Consider the following 14012-nt stretch of genomic DNA (forward strand, 5'->3'; position numbering starts at 1 on the left):
AAAGGACACGGCCCGGGGGCAACCGGGCCGCATCACACAAGAAAGGAGCCAACACCGTGGCTCAGAAGACAACGATACCCGCTGACACGCGAGCGACAGTGGTCGACTCGCTCCGCCTGGCCAGGGGCCGGGTGGAATCGGCCGAGTGGTACACGACCCACACCGAGTACAACGACCCGGTGATGGTCCGCTCTCTCGCACAGACCGCGATCTTCGCCCTCGAGGCCGTGATCGAGGCGATGCGAGAGCTGCCGTCGCCGCTAGAGGCATGGAACCTCACGATCGAGAAGGCCGCCAGCGAGGCCGCGGAGATCGAGCGCGAGGCTCTGGCGAAGGTCCGTGAGCAGCTCACGAACGTGCACGAGATCCGTCGACCTCTCGACGTGACGGAGCGCATCGAGGCGGTGGAGCTGTGAGCGCCGAGGTTATCGTCGCCGTCCCCGCTCCCGTAGCGGCGGTGGATCACGCCGCGAACGGTCGCTCGATCCTCGACGCGATGGGCGGAGTGGTGGCGTCCAACGAGGCGGAGTCCCGCTTCTGGGCGAACCGCAGTCGGAAGAAGCAGAAGTCGCTCACGTGGAGCCGGATGTCAGCCGCTGGTCGCGCCGAGCACATCGACACCTGCCCGGACACCTGTCGCACCTGTGAGGATCACCGCGCGTTCGGCGAGTGCCGCTCGTGCGGTGGGCACACGGAAGCGCTCGGCCCGGATGAGCTGTCCCGCTGCTGTGGTTCGCGGACGCTTCTCTCGCCTGAGGATCGGGGTGCGGCATGATCCCCGCGGACGGCGGTCACTCGCCGATCCCGGTGCCGTCGTGCGCTCCTGGTGAGCAGCAGATGAAGCTGTCGACGCCAGAGATCATCTGCGTCAAGACGGGCGGTTACACGCCGACGACGCCTCCGGGTGAGCCGACGGAGATCGTCATCCCCGAATGCCCGGACGGCATCCTGTCGCAGGACGCCGAGACGCTGCAGGTTACCTGTCATCCGCTGCCGGATGAGATCGCGGAGACCGGGCCGGGACCAGAGCTGGGCGGCATCGCGTTCCTCGCGATCCTCGCGATCGCCGCCGGCATCGCACTGCTGTGGAGTCGTTACGGCGACGCGGTGAAGCAGAGCCCCCTTGGGATGCTCCTGCGCCGCGTGTGGCCGATCGTCCGTGTCGTCGTCGCCTGGCTCTGCTTCGTCGCCGGCGTGCTGTACATCGCCGCGGACATAGTCATCCCTCCGCTCGAGCCGACTGGGCTGTTCCTCACGGGGCTCGTCGCGCTGGGCGTCTGGCTCTGGGGCATCGGCGCATTCCGCAGCGAATTCTGGATCACCCCCGACCCCAACCCGACTCGAAAGGACATGTCATGAGCACCGGCTACACGGTCGTCAACGTGAAGCCCGACACTCCCGAGTGGGAGCGGGAGCGGCGGAAGTCGGTCGGCGCGTCCGAGGTCCCGGCGGTCATGGGTCTCTCGTCGTACGGCAACACGCCCCTCGACGTGTACAAGCACAAGCTGGGCGTCGACCGCGCGTTCGATCCGCTGCTCGGCTGGATCGGCCACCAGTCGGAGCCGATCATCGAAGCCTGGGTGCACGAGTTCTCCGGCCTCGACGTCGAGCTCGCCCCTGGCTTCATGGCCCGCTCCAACGAGCACCCGTATCTGCATGCATCGTTCGATCGGATCTCGGGACAGCCGTTCATGACGTGGCAGTTCAAGACCGCACACCACTACGCCGGCCACCACTGGGACGAGGGCATCCCGACAGACATCCGCGTGCAGGTGCAGGCAGAAATGGCGGTCGCCGGGACCCCGCGCGCCGCGGTCGTCGTGTGGATCGGAGGTCGGGAGTTCCGCCTGTTCTGGGAGCCCCGCGACGACCGGTTCATCAACGAGCACCTCCTCCCCGCGGTGCAGCAGTTCTGGGACGGGAACGTGCGCGCGCATGTCGCCCCCGAGCCGCACACCCTCTCGGAGCTCAACGAGGTGTACATCACCACCGAGGTTCCGATCGAAGCATCCGAAGCCGCCATGGAAGCCGTGGAGCGGCGCGCGATCCTCGAGTCCGACATCGAGGCGATGCGGCAGGAGGCCGACGCGCTGAAGCTCGCGATCGGCAACTACATGGGCACCGCCGACACCCTCACCCACAAGGGGCGGAAGGTCCTGACCTTCAAGACGCAGAAGGGCCGCCAGTCGTTCGACGCCGCGGCGCTCAAGCGCGAGCACCCCGACCTCGCGGCGGCGTACACGTCGCAGGGTTCCCCGTTCCGAGTCATGCGAACCATCAAGCCAAAGGAGACCAGCAAGTGAACCTCTACCAGAAGTACCTCGCCGCCGACATGGTCACGAAGCGCGTCGAAAGCGTGGGCCTCACCGTCACCTACGTCATGTTCCATGACGACTACGCCAATCGCGGCACCTCCGGAGCAGCGATCGACCTGTCGATCGATTATCGCGACGCCAACGGCAAGTGGATGTCTGACGCCGACCGCGAAGCGAAGGTCAACGCGTTCCTCGAGCGCTACCCCGACACGGCAGTCACACGCAAGGCGGAATACGGCGGCAAGCCCGAAATGCTCGCGCGCGGCGTCACGTCGACCGGGATCGCCTGGGAGATCAACTTCCACTCCGGAACATGCGAGCGCGTCCAGGTCGGCACGAAGAAGGTTGAGCGGTTCGAGCCCGAGGCGCTCGCGAACCTCAAGAAGGTCACCGTCGACGAGCCGATCTACGAGTACGTCTGCGCAGACCCGATCGTCGCGGCGGGGCTGGTGGCAGCATGACCGACCTCTCCCAGGCCGCCGTCGCGGCCAAGAAGAACCCGACGATGAAGGATCTCGTCGAGGCGCAGCTGCCCGCGATCGAGAAGCAGCTCGGCGGGGCGATGAACTCGGCCGCGTTCGTCCGTGCCGTGCTCTCGGAGATCGGGAAGTCTCCCGATCTCATGGCCGCCGACCCGAAGACGCTCCTCGGCGGTGTGATGCTCGCCGCGCAGCTGCGCCTCGAGATCGGGTCCGGGCTCGGTGAGTTCTACCTCACGCCGCGGAAGGACAAGGGCCGGCAGATCTGCCTCCCGATCATCGGATACCAGGGCTTCATCAAGCTCGCGCTCCGCTCCGAGTTCGTGTCGAACGTGCAGGCGTTCCTCGTCCGCCGTGGCGACCAGTTCTCCTACGGCGCGAACGCCGAGCGGGGCATGTTCTACGACTGGGTCCCGCAGGACTTCGAGGAGACCAGGGACTGGATCGGCGTCGTCGCGACCGCCAAGATGCGGGCCGGCGGCACGACCTGGGTCTACCTCACCCGCACACAGGTCATCGACCGCCGCCCGTCCTACTGGCAGTCGACCCCGTGGAAGACCAACGAAGACGAGATGGTCAAGAAGACTGCGGTTCGCGCGCTCGCGAAGTTCCTTCCAAAGTCGACCGACCTGGGACGCGCGCTCGAAGCCGACGAAGCGAAGGTGCAGCAGCTGAAGGGGCTCGACGAGGTCGAGATCACCCGCGTCGACGACGAGCCCGAAGTCGTCGTCGTCCAGGAGGGCGACCCGCTGCAGCAGACCCCCGAAGAGATCGCGGAGGGGAACCGATGAGCGACTACGCGCAGACGGCCACCCCGGGCGTCTCAGTGAAGGTGTCGATCGACTGGACCGAGCTCGGCGCGCACATCGCGGACGCGAGTTCAGAGGAGCAGGCGACCTTCCTCGAGGCGTGGGCAAACACGATGTCGGTCTGGTTCGACGACGCGTACGAGATGCAGCTCGGCTACGTCGGCAACGAGATGAACGACCCCGATGCCGACTACTCCCTGCCCCACATTCGGCGACTTCTCGAGGGGATTCTCACCCGGATCTCCTCCTGACATAGACGGGGCTGATCCGTCTTGCTCACGGATCAGCCCCTGCACATCACATTCGACACCCCACCGTTCAAGCGAAGGACCGACAGATGCACACCCAGAGTGCCGCAGACGAGCGGCAGATACCAACCGTCTACCCCGAATCCCCGAACGTCCGCCGGACTGACCCGCTGACGTCGCACATCGCCGCCGACCGCGCAGTGAAGCGCATCCCCACCCTCCAGGCGATCGAGAAGGCGCTGCATGCCGCCGGTGAGCCGCTGACGGCCGACGAGATCTGGACGCGCCTCCGCACCGAGCACGGCTTCTTCTGCTCGCACGAGCGGGTCCGCACGGTCCTCAACGAGGGCTCCGGGCAGTCGGTGCGGGAGTCGGTGCGTTCGCACACGTTCGTCCGCCTCGACGAGACCCGGCCGTCTGACCTCGGAAACCCCGCGCACCTGTGGACGCTCGCGGAGGCCGCGGCATGAGCCCCTCGGTGATGTTCCCTCCCGCGGACGACGCGAGCGAGCGCGAGCACAACGCCTACGACGCCTGGTACGAGGCGCAGGAGTCCAAGCGGAAGGACTACGACGCATGAACGCCTACATCGAAGCGCCGGCGTACCTGCAGGTCGAGCCGGACTACAACCGATGGACGCCGCAGAACCGCCGCGACACGGCCGATGCGATCCAGGGCGGCCGCGTGGTCGCGATGACGCAGAATCGTCCCGCGAAGCCGAAGCCCGGCACGGTCGTCGTGAAGGTCGTCCTCCGAATCCCGAAGGCCTCGTTCGTCCCGCTTCGCCCGGAAGCGGTCGTCACCATCCCCGAGTCGATGACTGACGGCATTCCCGTCGAGGTAGAGGTCGCCGACCCGAGCGAGGTCGACTGATGCCACTCTCGTTCCCTCAGATGCGTCTCGTCGTCGTCAATGGTCGCGCGAAGCACAACGCCTGGTGTCGCACCTGCGAGCAGTGGGTGTGCGAGGAGCCGCAGAGCGTGAAGGCCGCGGTCGAGGAAGCTCGCCGCGCCCATGGGCCGGAGAAACTCTGCAGGCGCGCGGTGTCGCTCCGTGAGCAGCTGCAGGAGTACACGGACACGACGGCCGCCTATCATCGCGGCGAGGACGTGATCCCCGGCGACTGCTGGCGCGCCTGCCTCGCGTCGCTGCTCGAGGTGCCGATCGCCGATGTGCCGCACTTCGCGCACCTCTATCCCACCGAGGGGACGCTCGAGTGGTGGGACGCGTCGGTCGCGTGGGTGCGCGAGACGCTGCCGGGCTGGACGCTCGGATGCTGGCGGCGTCCGGAGGAGGGCTGGTTCCAGCGGTTCTACTCGGCTGACGAAGCCGCAAACGCGCCCGACCGGGTGATCCTGACAGCCGCGAGCCCGCGCGGAGCGTGGAACCACTCGGTGCTGGTCTCCGTGCGGACCGGCGAGCTCGCACACGACCCCTTCCCCGGCGGGACCGGTGTCGGCGAGGGCCCGTGGGATGTTGTCGGCCTCGCGCGCCTGGAGTGGCTGTCATGACCGCCCCGATCGTCCTCGCCGGCACGACGGACTCCGGCCGCCGCTACGTGCAGTTCTGGACCGAGGGCGAGCGGATCGCCGGGCGCGACGTCGCCTTCTGCCTCGCCGAAATGAACCTCGCACCCGAGTACGCTCCCCCGTTCCTCGAGATCCAGCAGTCCTGCCCGCCCGACACTGTCGACCAGGTGCTCGCCGCGTTCGCGATGTTCCGGTTCGGCGGCGACGTTGAACCGACGCACACCGTCGAGTGGGCGTTCGGTAAGCCGACGTTCACCCCGATCCCGACACCGGAGCCCGAGCCGGGCCTTCTCGCACTGCTCGAGGAGACAGTATGAGCGCCGTCGGATACCGGATGCCGTCCGTTCCGTGGAACGGACTGACTGTGACCGACCTGTTCTGCGGCGCTGGGGGCTCGTCCTCGGGGCTCGTCGAGGCGGGCTACAGAGTCGTCATCGCCGCGAACCACTGGGCGACGGCGATCGAGTCTCACCAGATCAACCACCCCGACACGGACCACTCGCAGGCCGACATCTCGCAGGTCAACCCGGCGTACTTCCCGAAGACCCACGTCCTGTGGGGATCGCCGGAGTGCACGAACCACTCGATCGCGAAGGGCATCAAGCGTCAGCGCCAGCAGGATCAGGCACTGTTCGAGCTCGACGGCACCCGCCCGCTGCCCGACGAAGCCGCAAACCGCTCACGGGCGACGATGTGGGACATCCCGCGATTCGCTGAGCACCACCGCTACATGGCGATCATCCTCGAGAACGTCGTCGACGCGTACCGGTGGGATCAGTTCGAGGCGTGGCAGATGGCGATGCGCGCGCTCGGCTACCGGATGCAGTTCGTCTGGCTGAACAGCATGCACGCGCAGATCGGCGGCCTGCCGGCCCCGCAGTCCCGTGACCGCATGTACATCGTGATGTGGCGTGAGGACCTCGCATCCGCTGAGCGCCCGGGGCCGAACGTGGGGAAGTGGACGCGGCCGATGGCGGTGTGCCCGACGCACGGCGAGGTGCAGGCGGTGCAGGCGTTCAAGAAGGCCGAGCAGTGGGGCCGCTATCGCGCGCAGTACCTCTACCGGTGCCCGCAGTGCTGGCAGGTCATCGAGCCGGGCTGGCTCGCCGCCGAGTCGATCATCGACTGGTCGCTCCCGGCACCCCGCATCGGCGATCGCGCGAAGCCCCTGGCCGAGAAGACCCGCGAGCGGATCCGGCGCGGAATCGAACGTCACTGGAAGCCGTTCGTCGCGGCGGCCGCGGGCAACACGTACGACGGGGTCACGACCGGGTCGGGCTATCTCCGCGCGTGGCCGACCGATCAGCCTCTCCCACTGCAGACAGGCACCGCCGAGCACGGTCTCGCCGTCCCGCCGCTGATCGTGCGCGGAGAGGGGAACGTCACGCCCGCGAAGCCGAGCACGGAGGCGCTGGGCGCGCTCACGGCGTCGGGGTCGATGTTCGTGGCGCAGCCGCTCATCGTGAACAACGTCAGCGGAGCTGATGCCTCGCGGTCGGAGCCGGTGTCGGAGGTGTTGCCCTCGATCGTCGCGGGCGGCACTCACGCCTCACTCCTGATCCCTGTTGAGGGGCGCGAGGGAAAGTCCGCGGCATCCGTCGCGGACCCGCTGCGCACACAGTCGACCCGCAACGAGACCGGGCTACTCGTCCCGCTTCGCAATCACGGGGTCGCAAAGCCGACGTCGCACCCGATCGACACGGTCTCGGCTGAGGGCAATCACCATGCCCTCGTCATGCGGAACAACGAGGGCGGCGCGGAGATGTCGACACCCGTGACCGAGCCGCTGCGCACGCTCACCACGGGCGGGCATCAGTCCCTCATCGAGCCGGGGGTGCCGATCTCGCTGGACGTCGACGATGCAGGATTTCGGATGCTCGAGCCGCACGAGATCCAGCTCGGTATGGGCTTCGCCGCGGACTATCACCTCGTCGGGTCGAAGCGCGACAAGGTGAAGCAGGCGGGCAACGCGGTCACGCCGCCCGCAGCGCGCGACCTCGGGCACGCGGTCGCCGAGTTCCTGCTGGCGGTGGCGACATGAGCGACATGCCGGACGGCGGCTGGTCCTTCTCTGGCGAGAAGGGCTGGTCCCTCGACCCGTCACAGCAGGAACGGGTGCGCCAGGTGAACATCGCCGCGATGGCGCGCGCCGACGAGCTGCAGAAGGGCTCCCCCACGTGCGCACTGTGTGGGCAGCGTGCTCTCGAGCTCGATGAGTTCGGGCTCTGCTCGAAGAACCGTGGCGAGCACAAGGAGTGGCGTGACGACGCGCTCAAGGCGGTGAGCTTCCGATGAGCCTCCTGATCACCGATGGCTTCGCCGCATGGCGGGAGTGCCGGCAGGCGTACGACGAGGTGCTGTACGCGAAGTACGAGCGGGCCGCGGCTGCGACCAACGACCGCCTCGTGAACGCGGAGGGCCGCAAGAAGGGCATCGACCCTCTGTCGCTGTTCATGGGCCCCGCGATCCGCGCCTACCGGTGGGCGTCCGAGGAGCTCATCGAGCACTGGGCGGAGCACCCGCGGATGCCGTTCGTCGAGTTCGAGCGGCAGTGGGCCGCGCAGAGGGAAGCGGAGATGTACCGATGAGCGACCTCGTCCCCGTCACCTGCTACTTCACCGCCGAGAGCTACCGGCGACTCGCGAAGATCGCGGAGAAGAACGGCACGCAGGTGCACCGCCTAATCGAACGCGACGTCGACCGCGCGCTGAATGGCGGACCCCGGCCGCCCGATGCGCCCCGCAAGTACCGGCAGCACTACTCCGAGGACATGCTCGAGGCGATACGCCACATGCACGCAGCGCAGATGACCGACGGGGCGATCGCGAAGAAGCTCGGCCTCAGTCAGGCGAACCTGTCTCGGCGGCTCCGAAAGATGGGGCTCCCGGCGCACGGCGCGAAGTCCGGCGGTCGCAAGAAGGCTGAGGCGGCGTCATGAGCGCGCCGTCCATCCAGGAGGAGCGGGAGATCACCCGCTTCGGGATGTTCGCCGCCGAAGAGCGCGAGACGTTCGACGAGCTCGTGAGCGACCTCGGCGACGTCGTGCCGTGCACTGCCGCGGCGTGCGAGTCACCCGCCCACTGGGCCGTCCTGATGCGGTGCTGCCGCCACCCGTTCCCGTTCTGCGACTTCCACGTCGCCGACCAAAAGCAGCGCGCGCTCGTGATCCTCGCCGCGATGAAGTCGCCGTACTGCGTGGAGTGCAAGACGTCGGTGAAGGGGAAGACCTACCGTGAGGTGTTCGAGGTGGTGCCGCTATGACCGCCCCGACTGCGAAGAACCGTGAGCTCATGTACGAGCGCGATCAGTTCTGCTGCGCCGCGTGCGGGCTGACCTACCAACTGACGCATCAGCATCGGCGGGCAACCGGCGCGGGCGGCTCGAAGGAACGCCCCACGCTCGACGACAGCCTCACGCTCTGCGCGACCTGCAACTGGAAGGCGGAGGCCGACGCGAAGTTCCAGCGACTCGCGCTGATCAACGGCTGGAAGGTCCGGAAGTGGGTCGACGACCCCGGACTTGTGCCGGTCTTCTACTCATTCGAGCAGGCCTGGTACCGGCTCGAAGGACCGCGGCGGGTGTGGATTCCCGCGGTCGTCGCCCTCGACATGATGCACGCCGTTTATGGCGAGCAGTACCTCGAATGGAGGAACAGCTGATGGTGTGGTTCAAGGTCGACGACGGGTTCCATGCGTCCCGCAAGGTCGTGTCGATCCCTCGCCGCCTCCGCTTCCCCGCGATCGGACTGTGGACCACCGCCGGTTCTTGGTCGGGCGCCGAGGAGCTCGACGGCCACGTGCCCGGCTACATGCTCGACGAGTGGGGTGCGACGCAGGAGCTCATCGACGCGCTGCTCGAGGCGGGGCTGTGGGAGGAAGCTGAGGACGGCATCCAGTTCGCGAACTGGGCCGAGTATCAGCCGACCCGCGAGGGGCTCGAGGAGAAGCGCGAGCAGGAGCGGCTCCGCAAGGCGGAGTGGCGTGCGAAGAAGGCCGCGAAAGAGGCCGCGCGTCCCGCTGGGACAGACGCGGGACAACCGCGTGACGCCTACGGGACGGACGTTCTTGTCCCGTCTATCCCGTCCCGACCCGACCCGACCCGTCCCGACCCGACCCTCTCTACCTCTGGCGAGGTAGAGAGCGCGCCGCCGGCGCCTCTCTCGCCGTTCTGCTCGAAGCACCCCCATGGCACCGAGAAGGCCTGCCGGGGCTGCGGGTCGGCGCGCATGGCATTCGAGGCGGCCCGCGTCGCTGCGAAGAACAAGCCGACGCCGATCGTCCGTCGCGAGGCGACGTGCCCGACGCACCCTGAGTGGCCGATGCCGTGCGAGAAGTGCGCAGCGCTCGCCGCGGAGGTGGCGTGATGGATCTCGAACCGTGGGCCGAGCGCGAGCGGACGCACTGGCGACAGTTGCACACCTTCGGCGGTTTCCTGTGGCCGGCGTCTGCTCTAGACCTCGACGAGGACTTCGACGCTTCGATCATCGTGCTGCGCGCCGAGAAGGCGACGGAGAAGGCGATGTCGGTCGAGGAGACGCTGCAGGAGCTCGAGTGGTTGCTGGACGGCGGCGTGCCGGCGGGGTTGGCGCTCGAGCAGGTGCACGGCTCGCTCGAGGCGCTGCAGAGGGCAGCGGAGCGCCGCGGCCGCCACGACCTCTCCCGGCGCATCGCACGGTCGACGGTGTCCGCGTGGGAGCTCCGCTGGGGTGCGAACGAGCGGAGGTCGGCGTGATCGAGTTCCTGGCTTCCACGGTCGCGTGCTTCCTCGGCACGGTCGGCCTTCTTCGGCTCGCGCATTGGGCGCTGAGCAACCCGAACAGCGAGAGGTGAACACCATGACAATTCCCGGACTCGAGAAGCCTGCGCCGAGGCGGACTGCGAAGGACATGCTCGACCTGCTCGACAAGCACTACGCGCCGCCGCCGTCGAAGCCTGCAGGTGGCCGGCTGATCTCCGAGATCCAGGCGCCGCACGGCCTGCGCCGTGCCGACGCGCTGTACCTGCCGATCACGACCGGCGGCCGGGGCACGATCATCGGTCACGAGATCAAGGTCAATCGAGCCGACGTGATGGCTGAGGTCGCCGACCCGCACAAGGCCGACGCGTGGATGCGGTACTGCAACCGCTGGTGGCTGGTGATCTCGAGCGCGTCGATCATCGAGGGCATCCCGATCCCGCCTGAGTGGGGCATCATGCTCCCGCCGAGCCGCAATCGATTCATGACGATCGTGCGGGACGCACCGAAGCTCGAGCCTGACCGCTCAATCCTCGCCGAGGCCTGGGGCACGATCTTCGCCCGTGTCGGGTACGCCGACGTCGCAGCCGAGGCGGACCGCGCGCACTGGCACAAGGAGGCCGATCGGCTCGGCGAGAAGGTTCGCGAGCAGTCGCGCGAGATCACTCGGCTCAGCCAGGTGCTCGGCGACGAGGGGCAGAGCGCGTACCGGTCGAACCGCTTGACAGTGACCAACGTGCTGACCGAGATCGACCGACTCGCCGAATACGGCGACGACACACCGAAGGCGTTCCGCGGGCTCGCATGGCAGCTCGACGCCGAGACCGTCGCCCGCGGCATACTCGCCGAGGTCGCAGGGCGTGATCGCCGCGACATCGCCGACGACATCGTGTCCGCGATACAGCGCGCCAACACTGTCGCAGAGCGCCTGAAGGCCGTGCTCGACGAGATCTCGACACCTCCGGGGGCCGCGGCATGACGATCCTCTGCATCACGAACACCGGCATCCCCGGCATCCGACGCTGCACGATCCGCGGCAAGCACGGCATCCTCTGCCCCGACCGGGAGGTGAACCGGGCGATCGCGGAGCATCAGGGTGCCGAGCTTGGCGAGCCGACATGCGGCGGATGCCTCCCCCGCAAGGCCGACCACGGCTTCCTCTGCAACTGGTGCTGGGAGCGTGTCGAGGCGGCGCAGCTGGAGTGGCCGCGGTTCGCTCGCCTCGTCGTCGAGACCGAGGGCCGCGCGGTGAGCGCCGAGGGCGGCGGCATCAAGGGCTCCACCCCGGACGGCTACACGAACCTGCCGCTGACGATGCTGCTGCTCGACGAGTGCACACGCCTCCTCCGCTCACGCGCCGGGGCGACACTCGACGCCTGGGTGCACACGGAGGCCGGCGCCCGCGACGCGATCATGTTCGCTCACTCCGCCGAGCGCGCATTCCGGTCCGTCGAGGTCGAGTCGAAGCCGCTGCAGCTCGAACGGGTTCGCTGCCCCCATTGCGGTCAACTCGCCCTCTTCGAGAACCGGAAGCGGAAGGTCCGCGGCGCGACGGTCGTCGAGTGCGAGAACTGCGGCGAGGAGCTCGACAAGATCCGCGACGACGCCGCCGAACGCTGGCACGGGTCGGAGGCGTGCGAGCACGGCCACCACGACCGCTGCCGGTCCCTGTCCTGCCCGTGCGACTGCCATCAGCGCACGAGCTCGCTGTACACCATCCAGACCCCCGCCCACCTCATCGAAAGGAACGCATCATGACCGCCAAGGTGATCCTCGAGCTCGCCGACGAAATCGCGAAGGGAGACTTCGAGGATCGTGGCTGGATGATCGACGCGCTCGATCGAGCTCGCGCAGCGCTCCTGACGATCGGAACCCCGCCCACGGGCGGGTGGGAGTACAGCATCGCCTATCCCCAGGGCGACGGCTGGACAACCGACGGTGCCGAGGTATTCGAAACGCACGACGCCGCCGAGGTAGAGCTCGATTCGGAGAGCTACCTCGCAGCCGACCGGATCGTCCGCCGTCGCCCCGCTGGCCCGTGGGAGGTGGTTCCCGATGGTCACGCAGGATGAGGACTACGCGATCCGCGAGGCGATCGACGCCGCGCGAGCGCGAGCAGCGACGCACGGTGGAGACGCCAACCACGCGGCAGAGGAGTGCCCTGAGTGCAAGGCAGGCGTCGACCTGCTCACCGAACGTGATGCCTACGATCTCGCTCAAGCGCTCTACCGCACGCTGTACGAAGCGGGTGTGTCGTTCGAATCGAACGATCTCATCCCGAAGCTCACTGCGACAGTCAGGGCTCTTGGCTTCCGTCGCGCTGGCCCCACCGCTGCGACCGAGTGGGAGTACGGCCGGACAGTCGAGGATCGGGTTGAGGTCTGGTCGAAGCTCGCGGATGCCGCGCACTTCGCGAACCTGTGGGGAGGAACGATCCTGCGCCGACGCAAGGCGGTCCCGGCTGGCGATTGGGAAACTGCGAGGGCCACCCTATGACCGCGTTCATGTGTGGCGGCACGCCGACGCCGGACGACCTCGCCAAGGTGCAGGAGTTCGCCGCCATCCTCTCGATCGAGGACGAGCACCTGCGCGCGCTCGCGACCATGGAATGGCAGGCCGACCAGTACCCCGAGTACCGGCGGGCGCTCGACGAGCACGCCAGCCGATGCTGCACGAAGTGCGGCACCCACTCGAACCCACACCAGGGATGCATCCTCCGATGAGCACCGACACCCTCGAAAAGACCACCACGACGACCGAGGCCGGCGAACACGACCTGTTCGCCCACTTTGCGAAGAAGACCGACATCGAACGCGCGGTCTTCGACGGAGTCGCCATCACAGCGCTATGCGGTAAGACGTGGCGACCGACCCGCGACTTCGCGAAGTTCCCCGTCTGCCCGACGTGCGCCGAGATCTACGGTTGCAACGCCTGCATGGTCAACGCCGGGAACCCGCGCTGCGCCGCACACGAGGGCCTGGTGCTGTGAAGGAATGGATCACGATCGCCGAGGCATCCGTGCTCGTCGGCCGCCACCGCTCCCGCATCTACGCCTGGATCGATCAGGGCCGCCTCGCGACCCGCGTGAACGCGCACGGCGTGACGGAGATTCTCGCGAAAGCAGTCCGGCGGATCGAGTCCGAAGTGAAGCGCGGACGGCCTCGCGGAACCCCGAATCGACGCTGAATCCCGTCCGCCGATATCTTCAGTGCATGGACTGGGGAATCTTCTGGGGTGCAGTCGGCGCCCTCGCTGCGGTTGCGAGCCTCGCGGGGCTCTACTTCGCCTGGCGGACCTACCGGCGGCAGTTCGCGAAGAGGGAGATTCGCTACACCGTCAAGTCAGTTCCACTCATCCGCGACGGCGCTGCTCACGCGAAGCTTCGAGTGATGCGCGGCGACGTCGAGCTCCAAGACCCGTACCTCCTCACAGTCGCGGTGGAGTCAGCGAGCCGCGCCGACATCGCCACATCCGCATTCGACGACGACAACCCGCTCGATTTCGAAGTGAACCCCCCAATGCTCGTCACTGACACGAGCACGACGACCAACTCAACTATCGGTTTCACGTGGGCAGATCAGGATATCGACGGCGGGGCCACGGTCGCCAGAATCGACCCCCAATTGATCCGAAAGCGCGCAACAGGAGCCTTCTCTGCGGTGACCGATGGGAGGCCGTCGGTAACGGTCCGCAGTCCGCTGATCGACATTCCTGTCGCCGAGATCAGAGCGGTGGATCGCACCGATCGCCGAGGCTTGGTAACCGTGGCTCTTATCGCCACGGCCCTTTCCCTCGCCCTGTCCGTTTCCGCCGTCGTGGCCGCGTTGCTCTAGCGCGAAACGCCGGCTGCGTCTTGGCGTTTATTCGCGAAACCCGCAACGATCATCTGTAGATGGTG

27 protein-coding genes are annotated in these 14012 nt (G+C 67.6%); all 27 read left to right on the top strand.

Annotated elements, in window-relative coordinates:
• Positions 1–56 precede the first annotated feature (56 nt).
• The gene (locus tag MA876_RS00385; RefSeq protein WP_248144918.1) at positions 57–416 is read left to right on the top strand and encodes a hypothetical protein; all 360 of its coding nucleotides are present in this window, start codon (positions 57–59) and stop codon (positions 414–416) included.
• Positions 413–775 carry a hypothetical protein gene (locus MA876_RS00390; protein WP_248144920.1) on the top strand — a complete coding sequence of 121 codons (363 nt, stop codon included), beginning with the start codon at positions 413–415 and terminating at the stop codon, positions 773–775. Before MA876_RS00385 ends, MA876_RS00390 begins: the two co-directional genes overlap by 4 nt.
• Entirely contained in the window at positions 772–1359 is a 588-nt protein-coding gene (locus tag MA876_RS00395) for a hypothetical protein (RefSeq protein ID WP_248144922.1), read from the top strand. The genes MA876_RS00390 and MA876_RS00395 overlap by 4 nt, the downstream gene beginning before the upstream one ends.
• Entirely contained in the window at positions 1356–2303 is a 948-nt protein-coding gene (locus MA876_RS00400) for a YqaJ viral recombinase family nuclease (RefSeq protein ID WP_248144923.1), read from the top strand. The genes MA876_RS00395 and MA876_RS00400 overlap by 4 nt, the downstream gene beginning before the upstream one ends.
• On the top strand, positions 2300–2776 hold the full coding sequence (locus tag MA876_RS00405) for a hypothetical protein (RefSeq protein ID WP_248144924.1): 477 nt from the start codon (positions 2300–2302) through the stop codon (positions 2774–2776). The genes MA876_RS00400 and MA876_RS00405 overlap by 4 nt, the downstream gene beginning before the upstream one ends.
• Complete coding sequence (locus MA876_RS00410) at positions 2773–3585, top strand: recombinase RecT (RefSeq protein WP_248144925.1); 813 nt, start codon at positions 2773–2775, stop codon at positions 3583–3585. Before MA876_RS00405 ends, MA876_RS00410 begins: the two co-directional genes overlap by 4 nt.
• Entirely contained in the window at positions 3582–3854 is a 273-nt protein-coding gene (locus MA876_RS00415) for a hypothetical protein (RefSeq protein ID WP_248144926.1), read from the top strand. Before MA876_RS00410 ends, MA876_RS00415 begins: the two co-directional genes overlap by 4 nt.
• 86 nt (positions 3855–3940) lie before the next feature.
• Complete coding sequence (locus MA876_RS00420; RefSeq protein ID WP_248144927.1) at positions 3941–4321, top strand: hypothetical protein; 381 nt, start codon at positions 3941–3943, stop codon at positions 4319–4321.
• A gap of 106 nt (positions 4322–4427) precedes the next feature.
• Positions 4428–4724 carry a hypothetical protein gene (locus tag MA876_RS00425; protein ID WP_248144928.1) on the top strand — a complete coding sequence of 99 codons (297 nt, stop codon included), beginning with the start codon at positions 4428–4430 and terminating at the stop codon, positions 4722–4724.
• The gene (locus MA876_RS00430) at positions 4724–5362 is read left to right on the top strand and encodes a hypothetical protein (protein WP_248144929.1); all 639 of its coding nucleotides are present in this window, start codon (positions 4724–4726) and stop codon (positions 5360–5362) included. The genes MA876_RS00425 and MA876_RS00430 overlap by 1 nt, the downstream gene beginning before the upstream one ends.
• Positions 5359–5697, top strand: a complete 339-nt coding sequence (locus tag MA876_RS00435; RefSeq protein WP_248144931.1) for a hypothetical protein — start codon at positions 5359–5361, stop codon at positions 5695–5697. Before MA876_RS00430 ends, MA876_RS00435 begins: the two co-directional genes overlap by 4 nt.
• Entirely contained in the window at positions 5694–7421 is a 1728-nt protein-coding gene (locus tag MA876_RS00440) for a DNA cytosine methyltransferase (protein ID WP_248144933.1), read from the top strand. Before MA876_RS00435 ends, MA876_RS00440 begins: the two co-directional genes overlap by 4 nt.
• On the top strand, positions 7418–7675 hold the full coding sequence (locus tag MA876_RS00445; RefSeq protein ID WP_248144935.1) for a hypothetical protein: 258 nt from the start codon (positions 7418–7420) through the stop codon (positions 7673–7675). Before MA876_RS00440 ends, MA876_RS00445 begins: the two co-directional genes overlap by 4 nt.
• Positions 7672–7968 carry a hypothetical protein gene (locus MA876_RS00450; protein WP_248144937.1) on the top strand — a complete coding sequence of 99 codons (297 nt, stop codon included), beginning with the start codon at positions 7672–7674 and terminating at the stop codon, positions 7966–7968. The genes MA876_RS00445 and MA876_RS00450 overlap by 4 nt, the downstream gene beginning before the upstream one ends.
• Positions 7965–8318 carry a hypothetical protein gene (locus tag MA876_RS00455; protein ID WP_248144939.1) on the top strand — a complete coding sequence of 118 codons (354 nt, stop codon included), beginning with the start codon at positions 7965–7967 and terminating at the stop codon, positions 8316–8318. Before MA876_RS00450 ends, MA876_RS00455 begins: the two co-directional genes overlap by 4 nt.
• On the top strand, positions 8315–8641 hold the full coding sequence (locus tag MA876_RS00460) for a hypothetical protein (protein WP_248144942.1): 327 nt from the start codon (positions 8315–8317) through the stop codon (positions 8639–8641). The genes MA876_RS00455 and MA876_RS00460 overlap by 4 nt, the downstream gene beginning before the upstream one ends.
• Positions 8638–9039, top strand: coding sequence for a hypothetical protein (locus MA876_RS00465; RefSeq protein WP_248144944.1), 402 nt, complete (start codon positions 8638–8640; stop codon positions 9037–9039). The genes MA876_RS00460 and MA876_RS00465 overlap by 4 nt, the downstream gene beginning before the upstream one ends.
• Positions 9024–9743, top strand: a complete 720-nt coding sequence (locus MA876_RS00470; RefSeq protein ID WP_248144946.1) for a hypothetical protein — start codon at positions 9024–9026, stop codon at positions 9741–9743. Before MA876_RS00465 ends, MA876_RS00470 begins: the two co-directional genes overlap by 16 nt.
• The gene (locus MA876_RS00475; protein ID WP_248144948.1) at positions 9743–10111 is read left to right on the top strand and encodes a hypothetical protein; all 369 of its coding nucleotides are present in this window, start codon (positions 9743–9745) and stop codon (positions 10109–10111) included. Before MA876_RS00470 ends, MA876_RS00475 begins: the two co-directional genes overlap by 1 nt.
• A 103-nt stretch (positions 10112–10214) precedes the next feature.
• Positions 10215–11093: a hypothetical protein gene (locus tag MA876_RS00480; protein ID WP_248144950.1), complete on the top strand. Its 879-nt coding sequence runs from the start codon at positions 10215–10217 to the stop codon at positions 11091–11093.
• Complete coding sequence (locus tag MA876_RS00485) at positions 11090–11872, top strand: hypothetical protein (RefSeq protein ID WP_248144952.1); 783 nt, start codon at positions 11090–11092, stop codon at positions 11870–11872. Before MA876_RS00480 ends, MA876_RS00485 begins: the two co-directional genes overlap by 4 nt.
• Positions 11869–12186: a hypothetical protein gene (locus MA876_RS00490; protein WP_248144954.1), complete on the top strand. Its 318-nt coding sequence runs from the start codon at positions 11869–11871 to the stop codon at positions 12184–12186. The genes MA876_RS00485 and MA876_RS00490 overlap by 4 nt, the downstream gene beginning before the upstream one ends.
• Positions 12170–12610 (top strand): hypothetical protein, encoded by a 441-nt coding sequence (locus MA876_RS00495; RefSeq protein ID WP_248144956.1) that lies wholly within the window; start codon positions 12170–12172, stop codon positions 12608–12610. Before MA876_RS00490 ends, MA876_RS00495 begins: the two co-directional genes overlap by 17 nt.
• Positions 12607–12837, top strand: a complete 231-nt coding sequence (locus MA876_RS00500; protein WP_248144958.1) for a hypothetical protein — start codon at positions 12607–12609, stop codon at positions 12835–12837. The genes MA876_RS00495 and MA876_RS00500 overlap by 4 nt, the downstream gene beginning before the upstream one ends.
• Positions 12834–13103, top strand: a complete 270-nt coding sequence (locus MA876_RS00505; protein WP_248144960.1) for a DUF3039 domain-containing protein — start codon at positions 12834–12836, stop codon at positions 13101–13103. The genes MA876_RS00500 and MA876_RS00505 overlap by 4 nt, the downstream gene beginning before the upstream one ends.
• Entirely contained in the window at positions 13100–13300 is a 201-nt protein-coding gene (locus tag MA876_RS00510) for a hypothetical protein (RefSeq protein ID WP_248144962.1), read from the top strand. Before MA876_RS00505 ends, MA876_RS00510 begins: the two co-directional genes overlap by 4 nt.
• A gap of 26 nt (positions 13301–13326) precedes the next feature.
• Positions 13327–13947, top strand: coding sequence for a hypothetical protein (locus MA876_RS00515; RefSeq protein WP_248144964.1), 621 nt, complete (start codon positions 13327–13329; stop codon positions 13945–13947).
• Positions 13948–14012 lie beyond the last annotated feature (65 nt).

This window comes from Microbacterium aoyamense, from assembly GCF_023155855.1.
GTDB lineage: Bacteria > Actinomycetota > Actinomycetes > Actinomycetales > Microbacteriaceae > Microbacterium > Microbacterium aoyamense.

Coding starts and splice junctions, on each gene's coding strand:
- MA876_RS00395 (WP_248144922.1), top strand. CDS start 772: ATGATCCCCGCGGACGGCGGTCACTCGCCGATCCCGGTGCCGTCGTGC.
- MA876_RS00400 (WP_248144923.1), top strand. CDS start 1,356: ATGAGCACCGGCTACACGGTCGTCAACGTGAAGCCCGACACTCCCGAG.
- MA876_RS00410 (WP_248144925.1), top strand. CDS start 2,773: ATGACCGACCTCTCCCAGGCCGCCGTCGCGGCCAAGAAGAACCCGACG.
- MA876_RS00415 (WP_248144926.1), top strand. CDS start 3,582: ATGAGCGACTACGCGCAGACGGCCACCCCGGGCGTCTCAGTGAAGGTG.
- MA876_RS00420 (WP_248144927.1), top strand. CDS start 3,941: ATGCACACCCAGAGTGCCGCAGACGAGCGGCAGATACCAACCGTCTAC.
- MA876_RS00425 (WP_248144928.1), top strand. CDS start 4,428: ATGAACGCCTACATCGAAGCGCCGGCGTACCTGCAGGTCGAGCCGGAC.
- MA876_RS00430 (WP_248144929.1), top strand. CDS start 4,724: ATGCCACTCTCGTTCCCTCAGATGCGTCTCGTCGTCGTCAATGGTCGC.
- MA876_RS00435 (WP_248144931.1), top strand. CDS start 5,359: ATGACCGCCCCGATCGTCCTCGCCGGCACGACGGACTCCGGCCGCCGC.
- MA876_RS00440 (WP_248144933.1), top strand. CDS start 5,694: ATGAGCGCCGTCGGATACCGGATGCCGTCCGTTCCGTGGAACGGACTG.
- MA876_RS00445 (WP_248144935.1), top strand. CDS start 7,418: ATGAGCGACATGCCGGACGGCGGCTGGTCCTTCTCTGGCGAGAAGGGC.
- MA876_RS00450 (WP_248144937.1), top strand. CDS start 7,672: ATGAGCCTCCTGATCACCGATGGCTTCGCCGCATGGCGGGAGTGCCGG.
- MA876_RS00455 (WP_248144939.1), top strand. CDS start 7,965: ATGAGCGACCTCGTCCCCGTCACCTGCTACTTCACCGCCGAGAGCTAC.
- MA876_RS00460 (WP_248144942.1), top strand. CDS start 8,315: ATGAGCGCGCCGTCCATCCAGGAGGAGCGGGAGATCACCCGCTTCGGG.
- MA876_RS00465 (WP_248144944.1), top strand. CDS start 8,638: ATGACCGCCCCGACTGCGAAGAACCGTGAGCTCATGTACGAGCGCGAT.
- MA876_RS00470 (WP_248144946.1), top strand. CDS start 9,024: ATGGAGGAACAGCTGATGGTGTGGTTCAAGGTCGACGACGGGTTCCAT.
- MA876_RS00475 (WP_248144948.1), top strand. CDS start 9,743: ATGGATCTCGAACCGTGGGCCGAGCGCGAGCGGACGCACTGGCGACAG.
- MA876_RS00480 (WP_248144950.1), top strand. CDS start 10,215: ATGACAATTCCCGGACTCGAGAAGCCTGCGCCGAGGCGGACTGCGAAG.
- MA876_RS00485 (WP_248144952.1), top strand. CDS start 11,090: ATGACGATCCTCTGCATCACGAACACCGGCATCCCCGGCATCCGACGC.
- MA876_RS00490 (WP_248144954.1), top strand. CDS start 11,869: ATGACCGCCAAGGTGATCCTCGAGCTCGCCGACGAAATCGCGAAGGGA.
- MA876_RS00495 (WP_248144956.1), top strand. CDS start 12,170: ATGGTCACGCAGGATGAGGACTACGCGATCCGCGAGGCGATCGACGCC.
- MA876_RS00500 (WP_248144958.1), top strand. CDS start 12,607: ATGACCGCGTTCATGTGTGGCGGCACGCCGACGCCGGACGACCTCGCC.
- MA876_RS00505 (WP_248144960.1), top strand. CDS start 12,834: ATGAGCACCGACACCCTCGAAAAGACCACCACGACGACCGAGGCCGGC.
- MA876_RS00515 (WP_248144964.1), top strand. CDS start 13,327: ATGGACTGGGGAATCTTCTGGGGTGCAGTCGGCGCCCTCGCTGCGGTT.